The following is a 19,011-nucleotide window of genomic DNA, read 5'->3' on the forward strand; positions in this document are numbered from 1 at the left end:
GGGCATGCATACCGAACAGGTCGACGCCTACCTCCGCCGTCTGGGAATCGAGGCCGGGGGACCGCCCGTCGCGCCCACCGTCGAGGTGTTGCGCGAGCTGCATCTGCGCCACCTGCGGACCGTGCCTTTCGAGAACCTGTCGATCCACCTCGGCGAGGAGATCGTGCTGGAGGAGAAGCGGCTGCTGGACAAGGTGGTGGGGGCGCGGCGGGGCGGGTTCTGCTACGAACTCAACGGCGCCTTCGGGGCTTTGCTCGGCGCGCTGGGCTTCGACGTCTCACTGCTCGCGGCGCGGGTGCACACCGGCGAGGGGCGGCTCGGGATTCCGTACGACCATCTCGCGCTGCGGGTGCGGACGGCGGACGGGGGCGAGTGGCTGGCGGACGTGGGCTTCGGGGCGCACAGCCACTATCCGGTGGCGTTCGGGGAGAGGGGGGAGCAGGAGGATCCGGGCGGTACGTTCCGGATCGTCGAGGTGGGGCCGGACCTGGACGTCGTCGTGAACGGCAGGCCGCAGTACCGGCTGGAGCTGCGGCCCCGCGAGCTCGGCGACTTCGTGGCCGGGGCGTGGTGGCACAGCACCTCGCCCGCGTCGCACTTCGTGCAGTCGCTGGTGTGTTCAAGGGTGACCGAGGAGGGGGGAAGGATCACGCTCAGTGGGCGCACCTTCAAGGTGACGGGAGCCGACGGAGCCCGGGAGGAGCGGGAGTTGGGCACGGACGAGGAGGTGCTCGGGGTGTACCGGGAGCGGTTCGGGATCGATCTGGATCGTGTGCCGACTGTGCGCAGTCCCCTCCGGTCTCCTCAGTCCCATCGGAACGGCTGATTGGGGCACTTGGGGCCAGACGTTGCTACTCGTGCGTAGACAGTCCGTGTTGCCTCGAAAGCCTCAACAGTGATCGAATGTGTCTTCGGTAACAGAGACACAACACGTGATGTCGAGGCGCACAGGGGTGGCGTGGATGTTCGGCCGCTGGCTGGGAAACCGAACGAACAGGGTGCAACGGACGAGTCCCCTGGCGGCGGTGCAGACCCCGCCGAGTGCCGGGGTGCTGAGCTGCCGGGTGCTGGATCCGGTCAACGGGCCGTTGACACATGCTCAGTTCGCGGTCAGCGACGCCATGGGGCGCAAGGTGGTCAGCGGCGGGACGGATCCCTTCGGGTCGTTCGTGACGACGGTGCCCGCGGGCGAGTACCGGCTCGCGGTGTCGGCCGAGGGGTACACGCCGTACCGGGCGAGCGCGACCGTCGGGGAGAACGCGCTCGCCTCGCTGGGCGACGTGACGCTCCAGGTCGCGCGGCCGCCGCAGCTGCCGGCGCCGGGTGACTGGCAGATCGAGCCGACCCACTCCTCGATCGCGTTCACCGCGCGGCACATCGGGCTGGCCCGGATCCACGGCCGGTTCAACTCCTTCGCGGGGGCCGTACGGATCACGGAGCCGGTGGAGCAGTCGGCGATGCATGTGGTGATCGACGCGGCGTCCATCGACACGAACGTCAGGATGCGGGACGACCATCTGCGGTCCGGGGAGTTCCTGGACGTGGCGCGCTTTCCGACGCTGGAGTTCTACAGCGAGCGTTTCGTGCACAGGGGCGGGAACCGGTGGGCGGTCACGGGGGCGTTGTCGCTGCACGGAGTGACCCGTACGGTCACGCTCGACACCGAGTACCTCGGACTCGGCAACGGCATGGAGGGCGAGGTGCGGGCGGCCTGCCGGGCCACGACGGAGTTGCACCGGGACGACTTCACGGTCAGCTGGCAGACGATGCTGGCCCGGGGGATCGCGGTGGTGGGGCCGAGCATTCGCATCGACCTCGATGTGCAGGTCGTGCGCAAGGGGTGACCTGCGGGAGCCCGCGGCGGGTGACCGACAATGGCTGCCGTGAGCGATGTGAGACATGTGCTGGTGCTGCCCGACCGTGATGCCGCCGAGGAGGTGGCCGAGGCGCTCGGGGAGCGGTTCGGACTGCCCGAGGAACCGCAGCTCGTACGGGACGCGCTGGCCGGTGAGGACGACGCGGAGGACGCGCAGTGGCTGGTCGTCCTGCGGGACGAGGAGGGGCGGCTGGATCCGGGGGAGCTGGACGAGTTCGTGGGGGCGTGGGACGGCTGGCGGGAGGAGCCGTAGGCCCACTGCCGGACCCCGTTGTCAGTGGTGCGTGCGATGCTTGTCGCGATGGCCAGGAAGACTGCTGATGACGACCCTCTCGCCCCGGTGACGCTTGCCGTGGGCCAGGAGGACCTCCTGCTCGACCGTGCCGTGCAGGAGGTGGTGGCCGCCGCCAGGGCCACCGACGCCGACACGGACGTACGCGACCTCACCTCGGACCAGCTGCAGCCCGGCACCCTCGCCGAGCTGACCAGCCCCTCGCTCTTCGCGGAGCGCAAAGTCGTGGTCGTACGCAATGCGCAGGACCTCTCGGCCGACACGGTCAAGGACGTGAAGGCGTATCTCGGGGCGCCCGCCGAGGAGATCACCCTCGTGCTGGTGCACGCGGGCGGAGCCAAGGGCAAGGGGCTTCTCGACGCCGCGCGCAAGGTCGGGGCGCGGGAGGTGGCCTGTCCGAAGATGACCAAGCCGGCGGACCGGCTGGCCTTCGTGCGGGCTGAGTTCAGAGCGGTCGGCAGGTCGGCCACGCCCGAGGCCTGTCAGGCGCTCGTCGACTCCATCGGGAGTGATCTCCGGGAGCTGGCGTCCGCCGTCTCCCAGCTGGTCGCCGACGTGGAAGGGACCATCGACGAGGCCGTCGTCGGGCGGTACTACACCGGGCGGGCCGAGGCGTCGAGTTTCACGGTCGCCGACCGGGCCGTGGAAGGGCGGGCGGCCGAGGCCCTGGAGGCGCTCAGGTGGTCCCTGGCCACCGGGGTGGCACCGGTGCTGATCACCAGTGCGCTGGCGCAGGGTGTGCGGGCGATCGGGAAGCTGTCGTCCGCGCGCGGCGGGCGCCCGGCCGATCTGGCGCGGGAGCTGGGCATGCCTCCGTGGAAGATCGACCGGGTGCGGCAGCAGATGCGGGGGTGGACGCCGGACGGAGTCGCGTTCGCGCTGCGCGCCGTCGCCGAGGCGGACGCCGGGGTGAAGGGCGGCGGGGACGATCCCGAGTACGCCCTGGAGAAGGCCGTGGTCGCGATCGCCCGCGCGGCGCGCAGCCGGCGTTAGGCCCCCGCCCCGCCCTGCCCCGCGGCGGTGCGGTTACGCCGCCTCCTGCCAGCTGATCGGGTGGGCGTACGGCGAACGACGCCAGGGCGCGACCGGTGTGACGGGGGACGGCAGCGCCTCGGGAGTGTTCAGGGCCAGCAGGACCACGGCGAGGGCGGCGAGTTCGGACTCGGTGGCCTCGCCGCGGACCACGCGGAACAGCGGTTCTGAGGAGGTGGGGGACGACGGGGCGTCCGACGGGGATGAGGGCATGGGGGCTCCTTCGGGAGGGGCTACTGCGGCTGGTTGCCGTGTTTGCGGGCCGGCAGGTCGGCGTGCTTGGTGCGGAGCATCGACAGGGCCGAGGCCAGTACCCCGCGGGTTTCGGCGGGGTCGATCACGTCGTCGACCAGGCCGCGTTCGGCCGCGTAGTACGGGTGCATCAGTTCCGACCTGTACTCCTTGATCTTCTGGGCGCGGACCGCCTCCGGGTCGTCCGAGGCGGCGATCTGCCTGCGGAAGATGACGTTGGCGGCGCCCTCCGCGCCCATCACCGCTATCTCGTTCGTCGGCCAGGCCAGCGTCAGGTCCGCGCCGATGGACTGGCTGTCCATGACGATGTAGGCGCCGCCGTACGCCTTGCGCAGGATCAGGGAGATGCGCGGCACGGTCGCGTTGCAGTAGGCGTAGAGGAGCTTCGCGCCGTGGCGGATGATGCCGCCGTGTTCCTGGTCGACGCCGGGCAGGAAGCCGGGGACGTCGACCAGGGTGACGAGCGGGATGTTGAAGGCGTCGCAGAACTGCACGAAGCGGGCCGCCTTCTCGCTCGCTCCGATGTCCAACACCCCGGCCAGGGACTGGGGTTGGTTCGCGATCAGGCCGATGACGTGGCCGTCCAGGCGGGCCAGGGCGCACAGGACGTTGGTCGACCAGCGTTCGTGGATCTCCAGGTACTCGCCGTTGTCGACGATCTCCTCGATCACCCGGCGCATGTCGTAGGGGCGGTTGCCGTCCGCCGGGACCAGGTCGAGCAGGGCCTCGGTGCGGCGCATCGCAGGGTCGTTAGCCGGTGCGACGGGCGGGGCCTCGCGGTTGTTCTGGGGCAACAGGCTGAGCAGGTAGCGGACTTCGGCGATGCAGGTCTCTTCGTCGTCGTAGGCGAAGTGGCACACGCCGCTCGTCTCGGCGTGGACGTCGGCGCCGCCCAGGCCGTTCTGGCTGATCTCCTCGCCGGTGACCGCCTTGACGACGTCCGGACCGGTGATGAACATCTGCGAGGTCTCACGGACCATGAACACGAAGTCGGTCAGGGCGGGGCTGTAGGCCGCACCGCCCGCGCACGGACCGAGCATCACGCTGATCTGCGGGATCACCCCGGACGCCTTCGTGTTGCGCTGGAAGATGCCGCCGTAACCGGCCAGCGCCGAGACGCCCTCCTGGATCCGCGCGCCCGCGCCGTCGTTCAGCGACACCAGCGGGGCACCGGCCGCGATGGCCATGTCCATGATCTTGTGGATCTTCGTGGCATGGGCCTCACCCAGCGCCCCGCCGAAGATCCGGAAGTCATGGGCGTACACGAAGACCGTACGGCCCTCCACCGTGCCCCAGCCGGTGATCACACCGTCCGTGTACGGCTTCTTCGCCTCCAGCCCGAACCCGACCGCACGATGCCGACGCAGCTGCTCGACCTCACGGAAAGAGCCCGCGTCCAGCAGCAGCTCGATGCGCTCCCGGCCGGTCAGCTTGCCCTTGGCATGCTGAGCCTCCGTCGCCCTCTCACTCGGGCCGGCCAACGCCTGCACACGGATCTCGTGCAGCTCGGCCGTGCGGCCGGCGGCGCTCACTGTGGTGCTCATGTCTCTCCTGTCCCTCCCGTCGAGGTCATCGCCCGGTCGCTCGTGCCCGGACCGCGTCCAGCAGCGTGGCCTGCTCCAGGCACTCCGCCGCGGTCCGCGGGTCGGTGCCGGCCGAGCGGACCGCCCGTACGAAGGCCCGTACGGTCGCGGCGACCTGGTCGTGCGGTGCGAGGGTCAGCTCGCGGGGGCCGTGCGCGTCCGTGACCCACACCGTCGGTTTGTGCTCGGCGGGCGGGGTGAACGCGGTCTCGACCCGGATCCGGCCCTTACTGCCCCAGAGTTCGTACGCCGACTGGTAGGCGTGCTCCATGCCGAAGGCGAGCTGACCGAGCACACCGGCCGGGGACCGTACGAGCACCGCGCCCGCCGTCTCCACCGCCGAGCCGTCCGAGTGCTCCAGGGCCGCGCCGGCCACCTCCAGGCCCGTGCCGAGGAAGTACAGAGCGGCCCGCAGCGGGTAGTACCCGATGTCGAGCAGGGCGCCGCCGCCCAGTTCGGGCCGGTGGCGGATGTTGCCCGCGGGCAGCGGCGGGACGGTGAACGCGGCGGTGAAGGCGCGCAGTTCGCCGATCGCGCCGCCCGTCACCAGCTCTCGTACGACCGTGTGCTGTGGGTGATGGACGAACATCACGTTCTCCATCAGGGCCAGGCCCGAGGCGCGGGCCAGGTCCAGGAGCCCGGCCGTGGTGGGCGCGTGGGCGGTCAGCGGTTTCTCCGCGAGGACGTGCTTGCCCGCGTCGAGGGCACGGCGGGTCCACTCGGCGTGCAGGGAGACCGGCAGCGGGACGTAGACGGCGTCCACGTCGTCGCGGCCGAGGACGGCGTCGTACGACGTGACGGCCGCGCAGCCGTACCGGCCCGCCACCTCCCGTGCCCGGGCGCCGCTCCGGCTCGCCACCGCGGTCAGCTCGACGTCCGGGTCCTTCGCCAGGGCGGGCAGGACACGGCGGCGGGCGATGTCCGCGGTGCCGAGGACGGCGACGCGCAGCGGACGTTCAGTCATGTGCACGGGTTCCCATGGAGTTGGCGAAGGGGTCGGTCAGGGGGTCGCAGGACCGCACACCCATCGCGTTGAGGCAGGCGAGCAGGGTCCTGGCCTGCACGTTGACGTAGTGGCCGTGCTTGACCAGCTCCGAGAGCTGGCCGACCGTCACCCACTGGAAGCCGGCCGGCGGCAGCAGCGGTGCCTGCGCCTCGTCCGCCTCGATGACCAGGTAGCGGTTCTCGGCGTAGAGGAAGCGGCCGCCCTCCTCGGAGTGGATGGCGTCGTAGCGGATGCGGTCGGGGTCGGCGGACAGGACCAGGTCGAGGTAGGGCGGGCGGACCGACAGCCCGGCGAAGTTGTCGGGCGAGGCCTGGACGGTGGGCGCCAGTTCCACGGTGTCCAGGAAGCCGCCCTCGACCTTGGCGTTGGCCAGGACGTGCAGGACGCCGCCGAAGGAGCGGGTGAGGAAGGCCGCGACGCCCCGGCTGGACGGTTCGATCAGCGGCTGGGTCCAGCCGGTGACCTCCCGGTTGCCGGCCTGCACCTCGACCGCGACGACGTCGAACCAGCGGCCGTCGTCCTTGCCGATGCGTGCCTCGTCGCGGGTCCAGCCGGGGACGTCGACGAGCGGGATGCGCTCGGCCCGGACGTCGTAGCGGGAGCGCTCGGCGGTGAACCAGGACAGCAGGTCCACGTCGGTGAGCAGCGCGCCGGCCTCCGGATCGCGGGAGCGGGCCAGGGCGCCCGTGAAGCCGTCGGAGTGCGGCAGGGGGGAGCCGTGGGCGGGCAGACAGGCCAGTACCGTGCGCGAGTCCATGTTGACCAGGTTGTCCTGGTGCAGGAGGTCGTTGAGCTGGCCGAGGGTGAGCCAGCAGAAGTCCTCGTCGAGCGGGACGTCCTCGTCCACCTCGACGATCATGTTGCGGTTGCTCTTGTGGAAGAACCACGACCCGTGCTCGGACTGCAGTACGTCGGCGAGGATCCGGCCCCGGTCCGGGCCGGTGAAGTACTGGATGTACTTGACGTCCGTGCCCTTGTGGACCTTGGTGTAGTTGCTGCGGGTGGCCTGGACGGTGGGGGAGAGCTGGAGCAGGTTGCGGTTGCCCGGCTCCATCTTGGCCTGCATCAGGAAGTGCAGGACGCCGTCGAACTCCTTGACCAGGATGCCGAGGATGCCGACCTCGGGCTGCTTGATGATCGGCTGGTACCACTCCTTGTGGAGGCCGTCGTCGGCGGTGACGTGCAGGCCCTCCACGCTGAAGAAGCGGCCGCTGGAGTGCACCAGGTTGCCGGTGCCGGGTTCGAAGGACCAGCCGCGCAGCTTGGAGAACGGGATGCGTTCGACGCTGAACCGGCCGGCCTTCCCGCGTGCGGTGAACCAGTCGTGGAACGCGTCGGTGGTCAGGCGTCCGGCCGTGGCCGCCGCGGACGTCGCGATCCGGTCGGCCACCGAGTCGGGTTCGCGGGGCTGGACGACGGGCTGCGGACGCGTCAACTCCGTGAGTGTCGACGACATGTACGGTCTCTCCTTGTCAAGGGCGGTGCATCTCAGGGGAGTCGGGGCCCACGAAAGCAGTGGGCGGCGCGGGTCACCGGCCGGCGATGAACTCGCGGACGGAGGCGACCATGTAGTCGGTCATCTCGTCGGTGAGGCCGGGGTAGACGCCGATCCAGAAGGTCTGCTCGGTGATGACGTCCGAGTTGGTGAGGTCGCCGACGACCCGGTGCGGTACGTCCTGGTAGGCGGGCTGGCGGGTGAGGTTGCCGGCGAACAGGTTGCGGGTGCCGATCTTGCGGGACTCCAGGAAGTCCACCAGCTCCTTGCGGGAGAAGGGCGCGTCGGGCGCGACCGTGATGACGAACCCGAACCAGCTCGGCTCGCTGTTCAGCGTCGCCTCCGGCAGGATCAGGTGCGGGGCGCCGTCCAGGCCCTCGCGCAGCCGGGTCCAGTTGTGGCGGCGGGCCGCGGTGAAGGCGTCGACCTTGGCGAGCTGGGTCAGACCCAGCGCGGCCTGCAGGTCGGTGGCCTTCAGGTTGTAACCGACGTGCGAGTAGATGTACTTGTGGTCGTAGCCGGCCGGGAGGGTGCCCAGCTGGTACTCGAACCGCTTGAAGCAGCGGTTGTTCTCGCCCGGCTCGCACCAGCAGTCGCGGCCCCAGTCGCGCATCGACTCGACGATCCGGGCGAGCGCCAGGTTCGAGGTGAGGACGCAGCCGCCCTCGCCCATCGTGAGGTGGTGCGCCGGGTAGAAGCTGACGGTCGTCAAGTCGCCGAAGGTGCCGGTCAGTCGACCGTCGTAGAGAGAACCGACCGCGTCGCAGTTGTCCTCGATGAGGAAGAGGTCGTTCTCCTCGGCGATCCGGGCCACCTCGGCGACCTCGAAGGGGTTGCCGAGTGCGTGGGCGATCATGATGGCGCGGGTCTTGGGGCCGACCGCCGCCTTGATGCGTTCGGCGGTGGTGTTGTACGTCTTCAGCTCGACGTCGACGAAGACGGGGACGAGGCCGTTCTGGATGATCGGGTTGACGGTGGTGGGGAAGCCCGCGGCGACGGTGACGACCTCGTCGCCGGGCTTGAGGCGGCGGTCCTCCAGGTGCGGTGAGGTGAGGGCCGACAGGGCGAGCAGGTTCGCCGAGGAGCCGGAGTTCACCAGGTGCGCCTTGCGCCGCTTCATGTAGCGGGCGAACCGTGTCTCGAAGCGGCGCGAGTGCGTGCCGGCCGCGATCTTCATGTCGATGGCCGCCTCGACCAGGGCGACCCGGTCCTCGGGGCCGAGCACCGCGCCGGACGGCCAGATCTCGTCGACGCCCGGACGGAACGCGCCGGACGACTCCTTCTCCAGGTGGTAGTCCCGCACCTGCTCCAGGATCCGTGCCTTGGTGTCACTCATCTTGACCTGCCTCCATGGTGAGCCTGTGTCTGAACTCCGGCCGGATCAGCGCCCGTCGTCTGGTGCGTGCGATCGCAAGGCGCCGGAAGGTCCTCGTAGCGGAGCTACCAGGGCCTTTCGGCAACGTGGCGAGCGTGCGTGCCAGGCGGCAGGCGCCCGGCCGGGGTTCAGACACAGGCTCTGCGTTCCGGCACGTGGCCGTCAGCGATGGGCCGATGCGGACATCGTGGGCGCCGCTGCTCGAACGGCACTGGACAACAGGTCGCGCAGCGACTCCTCCAGGGAGCGCCGGGGCCGCCAGCCGAGCAGGGTGCGGGCGAGGGAGACGTCCATGCGCTGCCACTCGGCCTCCGGGGGCCGGCCGCCCGCCACCGGCGCCTGCACGATCCCGGCGCCGCGCCCGTCGAGCGCGACCAGCCGCGCCACCAGGTCACGCACCGAAGTCGCCTCCCCGCCACCGATGTTGACGACCCGTCCGGTCACCTCGGACGCGGCGGCGGCCACCACCGCGTCGGCGAGGTCACGCACGTCCACGAAGTCGCGGTGGGCGAGCAGCGGCGCCAGGCGCAGTGGCTCGGCGGAGCGGGCGGCGAGATGCGCGGCGACCATGCCGAGCAGACTGACGGCGGAGGTGCCGGGTCCCGACACGTTGGACACGCGCAGGACGAGACCGTTCGTGCCGGAGTCGAGCAGGGCCCGCGCCCCGGCCAGCTTGGAGCGCCCGTACGGCGTGACGGGCGCCGTCGGGGTGGCCTCGGTGATGGCGGTGCGCGGCACCGGACCGTACTCGTGCACGGAGCCCAGCTGGATCAGCCGGGGCGGGCCGGCCGCGATCAGGCGGTGCACCAAGTCCCGGTTGCCCAGGTCCATTTCCGCCTGGGTGACACCCCAGACCGCACCGGCCGCGTTCACCACCACGTCCGCGCGGTGGCGGCCGACCAGCTCCGCGACGCGGGCGGGCTCGGCGGCCACGAGGTCGAGTTCGTGGATCTCGTACGGTGTGCGGGCGCCCCGCACGGTGCGGGCCACGCCCGCCACCCGCCAGCCCGCCGCCGCGAAGGCGCGGCACACATGGCCGCCCACGAATCCGGTGGCGCCCAGCACCAGTACCGTACGCCCGCCGTCCGGTCGTCTCTCGATCGCCGACACCCGTCCCCGCCTCCCAAGTCGTCTGTGGTGGGGGCACTTTGGCGGGTCGTACTAGGGCACGGCTGGATCCGCCGCCCCGGCGCTACCGGGAATCGAGTCGAGGTGCCTACCGTCACGGGGCATGAGGATCGAAGAGACCGCTGTGCCGGACGCGTACCGCATCATGCCGAGACTGCTGCCGGACGCGCGCGGCAGCTTCCACGAGTCGTTCCGCTACGACCTTCTCGCCGCCGAGACCGGCCACTCCTTCCTGCCCCGCCAGGTCAACTACTCGGCGTCCGCCCGCAACACAGTGCGCGGGCTGCACGGGGTGGCGATCCCGCCGGGGCAGGCCAAACTGGTCAGCTGTGTGCGCGGGGTGCTGCTCGACGTGGTGGTCGACGTGCGGATCGGTTCGCCCACCTTCGGGCGGCACGACTGCACCGTCCTCGACGCGCGGGGCGGCCGGGCGGTGTTCGTCGCGGAGGGGCTCGCGCACGGGTTCGTCGCGCTCACCGACGACACCTGCATCAGCTACCTGTGCTCCACCGAGTACGTGCCGGGCACCCAGCTCGATCTGCGGGCCTTCGACCCGGAGTTGGAGCTGCCGTGGGCCAGGTGGCTCACCGGGGAACCCCTGTTGTCGGAGAAGGACGCGAACGCGCCGACGGTGGCCGAGGCCGCCGAGCGGGGCCTGCTGCCGACGTACGAACAGTGCCGGGAGCTGTACGGAAAGCGCGCCCGGGCGGCGGCTTGAGGAACGCCGAGCGATGAGACCCGCCGTGCGTTGAGGCCCGCTCCGAGAATCCGGGGCGGGCCTCAACTTGTGGGCCTCGAACCTGTAGTTGTGGGCCTCGAACCTGTAGGCCTCAACTCATCTACGGGTCATGCCACTTGGGTGACGCTCTCCAGTCGGACGCCCAGTTCCGCCAGCGCCGCCGACGGTGGCTGTCCGGCGTCCCCGCGGGCGGCCACATAGCCGTCCGGGCGGACCAGGAGCCAGTCGCCCGTGCGCAGGCCGAGGTCGGCGGCGACGGAGGCGTCGGTGAGGTGCAGGCTGCGCAGCCGCCGGCCGGTCGTACGGCCGTAGGTGAGCACGAACCAGTCCGGGCCGCGGAGCTCGGTCAGTATCTGCTGCCAGGCCGGGGAGGCGGCGGCGCGGGTGGCGTCGACGCGGGCGAGGCGTTCACCGGGGCGGACGGCGGAGCGGGCACCGGGGGCGGGGGCCGCGAGGGTGAGGGGGCTCGTGCCGTAGCCGAGGCCGAGTGCCGACATGCCGCCCATGATCTTGCGCTGGATGCGGCCCTTGAGGGGCGGCACGTTGCGCAGGAAGGTGAAGGCGGTGCGCAGGAACGCGGCCGCCTTGCGGCTGCGCAGCTGGACCAGCAGGGTGGCCATCCTGGTGGTGCGCAGCAACTCGGCCCCGACCGGCACCCGTTCGGCGCTGTAGGAGTCGAGGAGCGAGTGAGCCGCCTCGCCGCGCAGGACCGCCGCCAGCTTCCAGGAGAGGTTCACCGCGTCCTGGACGCCGGTGTTCATGCCCTGCCCGGAGGCCGGGCTGTGGACGTGGGCGGCGTCGCCCGCCAGCAGCACCCGGCCCGCGCGCATCTGCGGGATCATGCGCTGCTGGATGGTGAACACCGAGATCCAGGTGGGGAGTTGGACGCGCGCCGGCTTTCCGGTGCCGGCGGTGATCTTCTCGGCGAAGCGGTCGGCGACCATCCGGTCGTCGCCGCCGTACGAGGTCTCCGCCGTGTCGAGCAGGCGCCACTTGCCCTCGTCGGGGAACGGCACCATCATCACCGTGCCGCGCGGGGTGCGCATCCAGTGGATGCTGTCCTTGGGCAGGTCGCAGTCGACGACCGCGTCCGCGATCAGCCAGGTCTCGCTCGACTCGCCCTCCAGTTTCAGGCCGAGCTGCTTGCGGACGGCGCTGTGTCCGCCGTCGGCGCCGACCAGCCAGTTGGCCGTGACGGTCTCGGCGCCGCCGGGGCCGGTGAGGTGGGCGCGTACGCCGTCCTCGCCGAGGTCCTCGAAGCGGTCGAGCCGTACGCCCCACTCGACGGTGACGCCGAGGCGGGCCGCGGCGTCGCGCAGCACCTCCTCGGTGATCACCTGGTCGACCATGAGCGTGAACGGGAAACGGGTGGGCAGCCGGCTGTAGTCCGTGTCGAAGCGGATCAGCCGTCGGCCGTTCTGGTGCAGCGTGAAGTGCTCGACGCGCTGACCGCGCGCCAACAGCTCGTCCAGGACGCCCATTTGGTCGTACGTCTCCAGCGTGCGGGCGTGGGTGGCCAGCGCCCTGCTGGTGGTGGCCGGGCCGTGGGCCGCGTCCACCAGCCGGACCCGGACGCCGTGCCGGGCCAGCTCGTGGGCGGCGCTCAGCCCGACCGGGCCGGCGCCGACCACGAGCACCTCGGGGGCGGATGCCGTCACTGCTGCCCCTCCCCGGCGCCGTGCTTGACCGCCTTCCACCAGCCCGGGTTGTCCCGGTACCAGGCGACGGTGGCGGCCAGACCCTCCTCGAAGGAGACGCGGGGCGCGTAGCCCAGCTCCTCGCGGATCTTGGACTCGTCGAGCGAGTAGCGCAGGTCGTGGCCCTTGCGGTCGGCGACCCGGACCACGCTGGACCAGTCGTTGCCGGTCGACTCCAGGAGCCGTTCGGTGATCTGGCGGTTGGTCTGCTCGTTGCCGCCGCCCACGTTGTAGACCTCGCCGGCCCGGCCGCGGGTCAGCACCAGCTGGATCGCGCGGCAGTGGTCGTCGACGTGCAGCCACTCCCGGATGTTGGCGCCCTCGCCGTACAGCGGGACCGTCTCGCCCTCCAGCAGTTTGGTAACGAAGCGCGGGATGAGCTTCTCGGGGTGCTGGTAGGGCCCGTAGTTGTTGGAGCAGCGGGTGATCGAGACGTTCAGGCCGTGGGTGCGCCAGTAGGCGCGGGCGATCAGGTCGGAGCCCGCCTTGGACGCGGCGTAGGGGGAGTTGGGCAGCAGCGGCCACTCCTCGGTCCAGGAGCCCTCGTCGATGGTGCCGTACACCTCGTCGGTGGAGACGTGCACGACCCGTTCGACGCCCGTGCGCAGGGCGGCCTCCATGACGTTCTGGGTGCCGCCGACGTTGGTGGCGACGAACTCCGCGGCGGACTCGAGTGAGCGGTCGACGTGCGACTCGGCCGCGAAGTGCACCACCGCGTGGTGGCCCTCGAACAGGTCGAGCAGCAGCGGCAGATCGCAGATGTCGCCCTCGACGAAGGTCAGCCGTGGGTGTGCGGCGGGCAGGTTGTCGCGGTTGCCGGCGTAGGTCAGCTTGTCGAGGACGGTGACCTCGGCGTTCTCGTAGCCCTCGTAACCACCGTCGAGGAGCGTGCGGACGTAGTGCGAGCCGATGAAGCCCGCGCCGCCGGTGACCAGGATCTTCTTGTTCATGCCGCGACCTCCACGCGGGTGTGGTCGCCGACCACCAGACGGTGGTGGCGCTCTTCCAGTTGGGCGCCGGAGACGGCGGCGGAGCGGCCGAGCAGCGAGCCGCGCAGGCCGCGCACGCCGGAGACCGTCGCGCCGTCCAGGGCGATGGAGCGGTCCAGATGGGCGTCGGTCAGGACGCAGTCCCGCCCGATCGAGGTGTAGGGGCCGACGTGGCTGTCCTCCAGCACGGTGCCCGCGCCGATCACCACCGGGCCCACCACGAACGAGCGGACGATGCGGGCGCCGGGCTCGACGACGACGCTGCCGATCAGCACCGAGTCCTCGTCGACCTCGCCCTCGATGCCGCGGGACACGGCGTCGAGGAGCATCCGGTTGCACTCGAGTACGTCCTCGACCTTGCCGGTGTCCTTCCAGTAGCCGGCGTACTCCTGGGCCCGCACGGTCTGCCCGTCGGTCACCAGCCATTGGATGGCGTCGGTGATCTCCAACTCGCCCCGGGCGCTGGGGGAGATGGAGTCGACGGCCTGGTGGATCGCCGGGGTGAAGAAGTACACGCCGATCAGCGCCAGGTTGGAGCGCGGCACCGGCGGCTTCTCCACCAGCCGCTCCACGACGCCGCGCGCGTCGACCTCGGCGACCCCAAACGCACGCGGGTCCTCCACCTGCGCGACCAGGACCTGGGCGGCCGGCTTCAGGGCGCGGAACTCCGCGGCGGCCTCCTTGATGCCCTCCGGCAGCATGTTGTCGCCGAGGTACATCACGAAGTCGTCGTCGCCGAGGAAACCGCGGGCCAGCTGCACGGTCTGGGCGAGGCCGGCCGGGCGCTCCTGCGGGATGTACGTGATCTCGACGCCCAGGCGGGAGCCGTCGCCGAGGGCCTCCGCGATCTCGGTGGCGTGGTTGCCGACGATGATGCCGATCTCGGTGACGCCGATGTCCCGGATGTTGTCCAGCACGTGTTCCAGGACCGGCTTGTTGGCGATCGGGATGAGCTGTTTGGGCATGGAGTAGCTGAACGGGCGCAGCCGGGATCCCGTCCCGCCGGCCAGCACAAGAGCCTTCATGGGAGCCTCTTCCGGGGTGTTCGGTGTGAAGGTCGTGGGGTTCGGTGTGACAGTCATGGGGTTCGGTGTGACAGTCGTGGGTCAGGCGGCCGCGGGTGCCAGACGGCGTGCGGGCTGCTGCCGGTGCAGGGTTTCGACGAGATCGGCGAACCGGTCGGTGGCGCCGTCCAGTTGGGCGGCCATGGCCTCGGCCTGCTCGGCCTGCTCGGCGTGCACGAAGAAGCTCTCGGCGACGGCGGCCGGCTGCATCGACATCAGCACCGGGCGCAGGCCGTAGTCGAGGGCGAGTACGTGGGCGAGGGAGCCGCCGGTGGCCAGCGGGAGCACGACCTTGCCGGCCAGGGCGAACTGGGGGAGCAGGTCGAGAAAGGCCTTCAGCAGGCCCGAGTACGCCGCCTTGTAGACGGGGGTCGCGAGGACCACGGCGTCGGCCTCCGTGAACTGCCGTACGGCGGTGGCGATGTCGGGATGCGTGGTGTCGGCGGCGAGCAGTTCGGCGGCCGGCAGGGCGCGCACGGCCAGCACGTCCACCAAGTGCCCTCGTTCGCCGAGCCGTTCGGCGGTGTGGGTGAGCACGCGGTGGGTGAACGAGACCGGCGACGGGCTGCCGGAGACGGCGAGGATCGTCGGCATGGGGCGACCTCCTGGGTCAGCGGGCGCCGACGGGCCGGGCGGCCCGTGCGGCCTCGCGTCGTACGGAATCGAGCAGTTCGAGGGAGTCGAGCACCTGGGCCGGATCGGGGACGAAGTCGACCAGGCAGGCGATCTCGTCCACGCCGGCGGCGCGCACCCGGCGGGCGGTCTGCGTGCACTCCTCGACCGAGCCGATCAGGGAGTTGCCGGACAGATAGCGGTTGACGCCGAGGTCGGCCAGCTTGCGCTGGGCGCGGGCCGCGGACAGGACGTCCCGGCCCTCCTTGTTGCCGCTCATCCGGCCGCCCGCCTGCACGGCGCCCGCCTCCAGGTCGATGGCGGACAGCAGGTAGTCGCGCAGGGCGCCGCCGCCGATCTCGCGGGCCCTGGCCGGGTCCTCGGCGACGTAGGTGTGCATCATCACCGTCACCGTGCCGGGGCCGTCCCAGCCCGCCTCGGCGCGGGCCGCGCGGTAGAGCGCGACCTTGCCGGCGAGCGAGTCCACGTCCTGGTTCTCCAGGTGGGTGAGGATGTTGCAGCCGATCCGGCCCGCCTCGACGAAGGTGCCCTCGCTGCGGGACGCGGTCACCCACACGGGCAGCTCGGGCTGCACGGGGCGCGGGTACAGCGGCAGCGTGGCCTCGGTGCCGAGGGGAGTGCGGCCGGTCCAGCGGCCGGTGCGCCAGGCCTCGCGGATGTCGGTCACGTCCCTGGCCATCTGCTCGCGGCGCGTCTCGTACTTGTCGGGTGCGATGACGAAGTCGTTGACGTTCCAGCCGGAGCCCACCGAGATCGCGACCCGGCCGCCGGAGATGCCGTCCACCGTCGCGAAGTCCTCGACGATCCGGGACGCCGGGTGCAGCGGGGTGACCACGCTGCCCGCCCGGATCTGGATCCGCCGGGTCGTGGCGGCGATCGCGGCCGAGGTGACGGCGGGGTTGGGGAAGGCGCCGCCGAAGCGGTGGAAGTGGCGCTCGGGCGTCGACACGAAGCCGAAGCCGAGCTCGTCGGCGCGGCGGGCCGCGTCGAGCATCAGCCGGTACGTCTCCTCGGACCGGTCGCCGACCGCGGCGAAGAAGAAGACACCGAAGGCCGGCGAGCGCCCGCCGCCGGGGCCGGCCGGGTTACCGGACTGCCGGGATTCCGCGTTCATCCTGTGCTGCCTCCTTCCCCGTCGGACGTCGTCGCGGCGGGGTCGTCGTCTTCGTGGGCCTGTCCATGGGTCGTGCGCCATAGGTCCACGGGTCCATGGGTCATGGGCTGTTGGGGGCTTGCTGTCCGCGGACACCATCGGGGCGTCCCCTCGCAGGGGACTTGAGCCTGGGCAGGCTGGAGGGTGGCACCGGGGTCTGTCCGGTGGGCGGGGGACGGGGTCGCGGCCGCTGACGGGGCGGCGGATCGGCGTGGCGCTGCGCGTCTGTGGCGCGTGCTTCTGGAGGGGCCTGCGGCTCCGGTCGGCCGCCGTGAGCAGCTCGGCCGGGACGGGTCCGGCGGGTCGGTGGCGGTGCAGGGCCTGTCCGGCGGCGGCCTGGTGGCGCGGGCCTTGGCTGTCCGGCGGACCGGCCTCCGGCGTCTCGGGCCCGGGCGGGCGTCTTCTCCGGCGTCCTGTCGCCCGTTCGGCTTGGTCAAGGTCAGGTCGCGCAATCCGGATGGCCGTGCCGAGGCCTGTCCGGCGCATCAGCCCGGCGTTGCGCGCCCCTGACACGGCTCCCCAACAGGAGGGGACCCCTGCCGCCCCGCTCGGCTCCCTCAGAGCTTCAAGAGCTTCAAGAGGCTCACGGGGCCTCAAGTGGCGACTCCCTGCAACCGACCTGGTCCCCCGGGCAGCCGCCCAGGGCAGCCCCCCAGCCCTGCTCCACCGGCGGTCAAGGGCACGGCGTCAGGCTCGGCGGGACCGACTTTGTTCCGACGGACCGATTGCCCAAGAGGTTGCTGGATGACGACTCAGACACTCGTGGCCGCCGACACCGTCGACGGCCTGCTCGCCGCGGCGGTCGCCGCCCGGCCCGACGCCCCCGCCGTGCGGGACGCCTCGGGCAGCTGGACGTACGCGGAACTCGACGCCTGGTCACGGGCGTACGCCGACTGGCTCACCGCCCGTGGCGTGCGCCGCGGCGACCGGGTGCTGGCCCGGGTCGGCAACGTCCGTGAGTTCACCGCCCTGCTCTTCGGCGCGCTGCGCCGCGGCATCGTCTTCGTGCCGGTCAACCCGGCGATGAAGCGCTTCCATCTCTCCACCGTCGTACCGGACTGTGATCCGGCTCTGCTGATCGCGCAGGGGGCCGAAGACGTCGGTGTCCTACGGGAGTTGACCGACCGGCCCGTGGTTCCGCTCGCCCACGCGCGTGCGGGCGCCGAGCAGCAGTTGCACGCCGGCGTTCACGAGGACACCCCCGTACGCCCCGACGACCTCGGCCTGCTGATCTACACCTCCGGCTCCACCTCGGCCCCCAAGGCCGTGGCCGGCCCGCACGCCCCGATCGTCTTCGCGGCCCGCGCCATCCAGGCCCGGCTGAACTACCGCGAGGACGACGTCGTCCTCGCCGCGGTGCCGCTCTCCTTCGACTACGGGCTCTACCAGATCTTCCTCTCGGTGATCGCCGGCGCCCAGCTCGTGCTGACCGAACCCGACCGCCACGTACGCCTGTTGGGCACCCTGCACGAGTACGGCGTGACCGTCGTGCCGCTCGTGCCCTCGCTCGGCGAGATGCTGCTGACGCTGGCCCGCCGCGACCGTCGCGAGCCGCCGCCGGTACGGCTGTTCACCAACACGGGGGCCGCCCTGACCGCGCCGGTCATCGCGCAGCTTCGTGCCGCCTTCCCGAACGCCCGGGTGTCCCCGATGTTCGGCACCACCGAGTGCAAGCGGATCACCGTCCTCGAACCCGACGGCGACCTCGCCAGGCCCGGCTCGGTCGGCCGTGCCCTGGACGGCACCGAGGTGCTGGTCCTCGACGACGACGGCCACCCGCTGCCGCCCGGCACCGTCGGCGAGATCGCCGTACGCGGCCCGCACATCATGGACGGCTACTGGCGCGCCCCCGAACAGACCGCCCTGCGCTTCCGCCCCGACCCGGAAACCGGCGAAGTCACCCTGCACACCGGCGACTACGGCCACCTCGACGCCGACGGCCACCTCTACTTCGAGGGCCGCCGGGACGACCTGTTCAAGCGCAAGGGCGTCCGCATGGGCACCCTCGAGATCGAGACGGCTGCCCTGGACATCCCGGGCGTCACGGCCGCAGCCGCCCTCGCCCCCGCCGACGGCCACGACCTCACGCTGTACGCCGTCGCCGAACCGGCCCCCGACGTGGTGCTCGCGCAGCTGGCCGAGCGCCTGGAGGCCGCCAAGGTCCCCGCCGTCTGCCATCTGGTCGACGAGCTGCCCCTCACCCCGAACGGCAAGACCGACAAGCAGCGGCTGCGCCGCGAGCAGAACGCCGACGCGTAAGGAGTACGCACCATGACGACGACCCCGGACCTCCGGCCCGACTCCGGCTTCGAGCAGCTGCTGTGCTCGGTCCTGCCGCGCCTGGCCGGTGCGGGTCCGCTGGATCCCGCCCTCGACCTCAAGGAGGCCGGCCTCGACTCGATGGCGACCATCGAGCTCCTGGTCCGCCTGGAGGACACCTACGACGTGGAGTTCCCGGAGGAGACCCTCACCGCCGCGACCTTCGCCACCCCGGCGGCTCTGTGGGGCGTGCTCAACGCCCAGCGTGCCGTCGCCCACTGAAGCCATCCCGCACCAGCACAACCAACCCCTCACAAAGGAGAACCACCATGACCCACCTCTTCATCGGCCTCGGCGTCACCGTCGCCCTCATCCTCGCCGCCAAGTTCGTCGGTGACGCCATGAAGCGGAACCGCGGCTGATCCGACCGAAGGAACT

The 19,011-nt window shown here is 71.4% G+C and carries 18 protein-coding genes; 7 read left to right on the plus strand and 11 right to left on the minus strand.

Annotated elements, in window-relative coordinates; translation table 11 throughout:
* Positions 1–4 precede the first annotated feature (4 nt).
* From OG303_RS32415 to holA, 4 genes are all read left to right on the plus strand, one after another.
* Entirely contained in the window at positions 5–826 is an 822-nt protein-coding gene (locus tag OG303_RS32415; protein ID WP_405872853.1) for an arylamine N-acetyltransferase, read from the plus strand.
* Positions 827–962: 136 nt separating this feature from the next.
* On the plus strand, positions 963–1,844 hold the full coding sequence (locus tag OG303_RS32420) for a YceI family protein (RefSeq protein WP_405877606.1): 882 nt from the start codon (positions 963–965) through the stop codon (positions 1,842–1,844).
* Between the two features lie 39 nt (positions 1,845–1,883).
* Positions 1,884–2,129 carry a hypothetical protein gene (locus OG303_RS32425; RefSeq protein WP_405872854.1) on the plus strand — a complete coding sequence of 82 codons (246 nt, stop codon included), beginning with the start codon at positions 1,884–1,886 and terminating at the stop codon, positions 2,127–2,129.
* A 48-nt stretch (positions 2,130–2,177) separates the two neighbouring features.
* On the plus strand, positions 2,178–3,161 hold the full coding sequence (gene holA, locus OG303_RS32430; protein ID WP_405872856.1) for a DNA polymerase III subunit delta: 984 nt from the start codon (positions 2,178–2,180) through the stop codon (positions 3,159–3,161).
* A 33-nt stretch (positions 3,162–3,194) separates the two neighbouring features.
* Here the strand turns inward: holA and OG303_RS32435 are convergent, their stop codons facing one another.
* The 6 genes from OG303_RS32435 to OG303_RS32460 all read right to left on the minus strand — a co-directional run bounded on the left by OG303_RS32435 (position 3,195) and on the right by OG303_RS32460 (position 10,021).
* Positions 3,195–3,413, minus strand: a complete 219-nt coding sequence (locus OG303_RS32435; RefSeq protein WP_405872858.1) for an acyl-CoA carboxylase epsilon subunit — start codon at positions 3,411–3,413, stop codon at positions 3,195–3,197.
* Between the two features lie 20 nt (positions 3,414–3,433).
* Positions 3,434–4,996 (minus strand): acyl-CoA carboxylase subunit beta, encoded by a 1,563-nt coding sequence (locus OG303_RS32440; RefSeq protein ID WP_405872859.1) that lies wholly within the window; start codon positions 4,994–4,996, stop codon positions 3,434–3,436.
* 25 nt (positions 4,997–5,021) lie between these two features.
* Positions 5,022–5,999 (minus strand): Gfo/Idh/MocA family protein, encoded by a 978-nt coding sequence (locus tag OG303_RS32445; RefSeq protein ID WP_405872861.1) that lies wholly within the window; start codon positions 5,997–5,999, stop codon positions 5,022–5,024.
* Positions 5,992–7,497 carry an NDP-hexose 2,3-dehydratase family protein gene (locus OG303_RS32450; RefSeq protein WP_405872862.1) on the minus strand — a complete coding sequence of 502 codons (1,506 nt, stop codon included), beginning with the start codon at positions 7,495–7,497 and terminating at the stop codon, positions 5,992–5,994. Before OG303_RS32450 ends, OG303_RS32445 begins: the two co-directional genes overlap by 8 nt.
* Positions 7,498–7,570: 73 nt before the next feature.
* Positions 7,571–8,872, minus strand: coding sequence for a lipopolysaccharide biosynthesis protein RfbH (rfbH, locus tag OG303_RS32455; protein ID WP_405872863.1), 1,302 nt, complete (start codon positions 8,870–8,872; stop codon positions 7,571–7,573).
* Between the two features lie 201 nt (positions 8,873–9,073).
* Positions 9,074–10,021 carry an NAD-dependent epimerase/dehydratase family protein gene (locus OG303_RS32460; protein WP_405872864.1) on the minus strand — a complete coding sequence of 316 codons (948 nt, stop codon included), beginning with the start codon at positions 10,019–10,021 and terminating at the stop codon, positions 9,074–9,076.
* A gap of 121 nt (positions 10,022–10,142) precedes the next feature.
* Here OG303_RS32460 and OG303_RS32465 point away from each other — a divergent pair, with 121 nt between their 5' ends.
* Positions 10,143–10,757: a dTDP-4-dehydrorhamnose 3,5-epimerase family protein gene (locus tag OG303_RS32465; protein WP_405872865.1), complete on the plus strand. Its 615-nt coding sequence runs from the start codon at positions 10,143–10,145 to the stop codon at positions 10,755–10,757.
* A gap of 128 nt (positions 10,758–10,885) precedes the next feature.
* Here the strand turns inward: OG303_RS32465 and OG303_RS32470 are convergent, their stop codons facing one another.
* The 5 genes from OG303_RS32470 to OG303_RS32490 all read right to left on the minus strand — a co-directional run bounded on the left by OG303_RS32470 (position 10,886) and on the right by OG303_RS32490 (position 16,275).
* On the minus strand, positions 10,886–12,436 hold the full coding sequence (locus tag OG303_RS32470; RefSeq protein ID WP_405872867.1) for an FAD-dependent oxidoreductase: 1,551 nt from the start codon (positions 12,434–12,436) through the stop codon (positions 10,886–10,888).
* Positions 12,433–13,425 carry a dTDP-glucose 4,6-dehydratase gene (gene rfbB, locus OG303_RS32475; protein WP_405872868.1) on the minus strand — a complete coding sequence of 331 codons (993 nt, stop codon included), beginning with the start codon at positions 13,423–13,425 and terminating at the stop codon, positions 12,433–12,435. Before rfbB ends, OG303_RS32470 begins: the two co-directional genes overlap by 4 nt.
* The gene (locus OG303_RS32480) at positions 13,422–14,489 is read right to left on the minus strand and encodes a glucose-1-phosphate thymidylyltransferase (RefSeq protein ID WP_405872869.1); all 1,068 of its coding nucleotides are present in this window, start codon (positions 14,487–14,489) and stop codon (positions 13,422–13,424) included. Before OG303_RS32480 ends, rfbB begins: the two co-directional genes overlap by 4 nt.
* A gap of 81 nt (positions 14,490–14,570) precedes the next feature.
* Complete coding sequence (gene ssuE, locus OG303_RS32485) at positions 14,571–15,122, minus strand: NADPH-dependent FMN reductase (RefSeq protein WP_405872870.1); 552 nt, start codon at positions 15,120–15,122, stop codon at positions 14,571–14,573.
* A gap of 16 nt (positions 15,123–15,138) precedes the next feature.
* Positions 15,139–16,275, minus strand: a complete 1,137-nt coding sequence (locus OG303_RS32490; RefSeq protein WP_405872871.1) for a MupA/Atu3671 family FMN-dependent luciferase-like monooxygenase — start codon at positions 16,273–16,275, stop codon at positions 15,139–15,141.
* A gap of 783 nt (positions 16,276–17,058) precedes the next feature.
* Between OG303_RS32490 and OG303_RS32495 the strand changes: the two genes are divergently transcribed.
* Both OG303_RS32495 and OG303_RS32500 read left to right on the plus strand, forming a co-directional pair.
* The gene (locus tag OG303_RS32495) at positions 17,059–18,573 is read left to right on the plus strand and encodes a class I adenylate-forming enzyme family protein (RefSeq protein ID WP_405872872.1); all 1,515 of its coding nucleotides are present in this window, start codon (positions 17,059–17,061) and stop codon (positions 18,571–18,573) included.
* A 12-nt stretch (positions 18,574–18,585) separates the two neighbouring features.
* Positions 18,586–18,855 carry a phosphopantetheine-binding protein gene (locus OG303_RS32500; protein WP_405872873.1) on the plus strand — a complete coding sequence of 90 codons (270 nt, stop codon included), beginning with the start codon at positions 18,586–18,588 and terminating at the stop codon, positions 18,853–18,855.
* The last annotated feature ends 156 nt before the right edge of the window (positions 18,856–19,011 follow it).

Source organism: Streptomyces sp. NBC_00005, from assembly GCF_045160215.1.
In the GTDB taxonomy this organism is placed as follows: Bacteria; Actinomycetota; Actinomycetes; order Streptomycetales; family Streptomycetaceae; genus Streptomyces.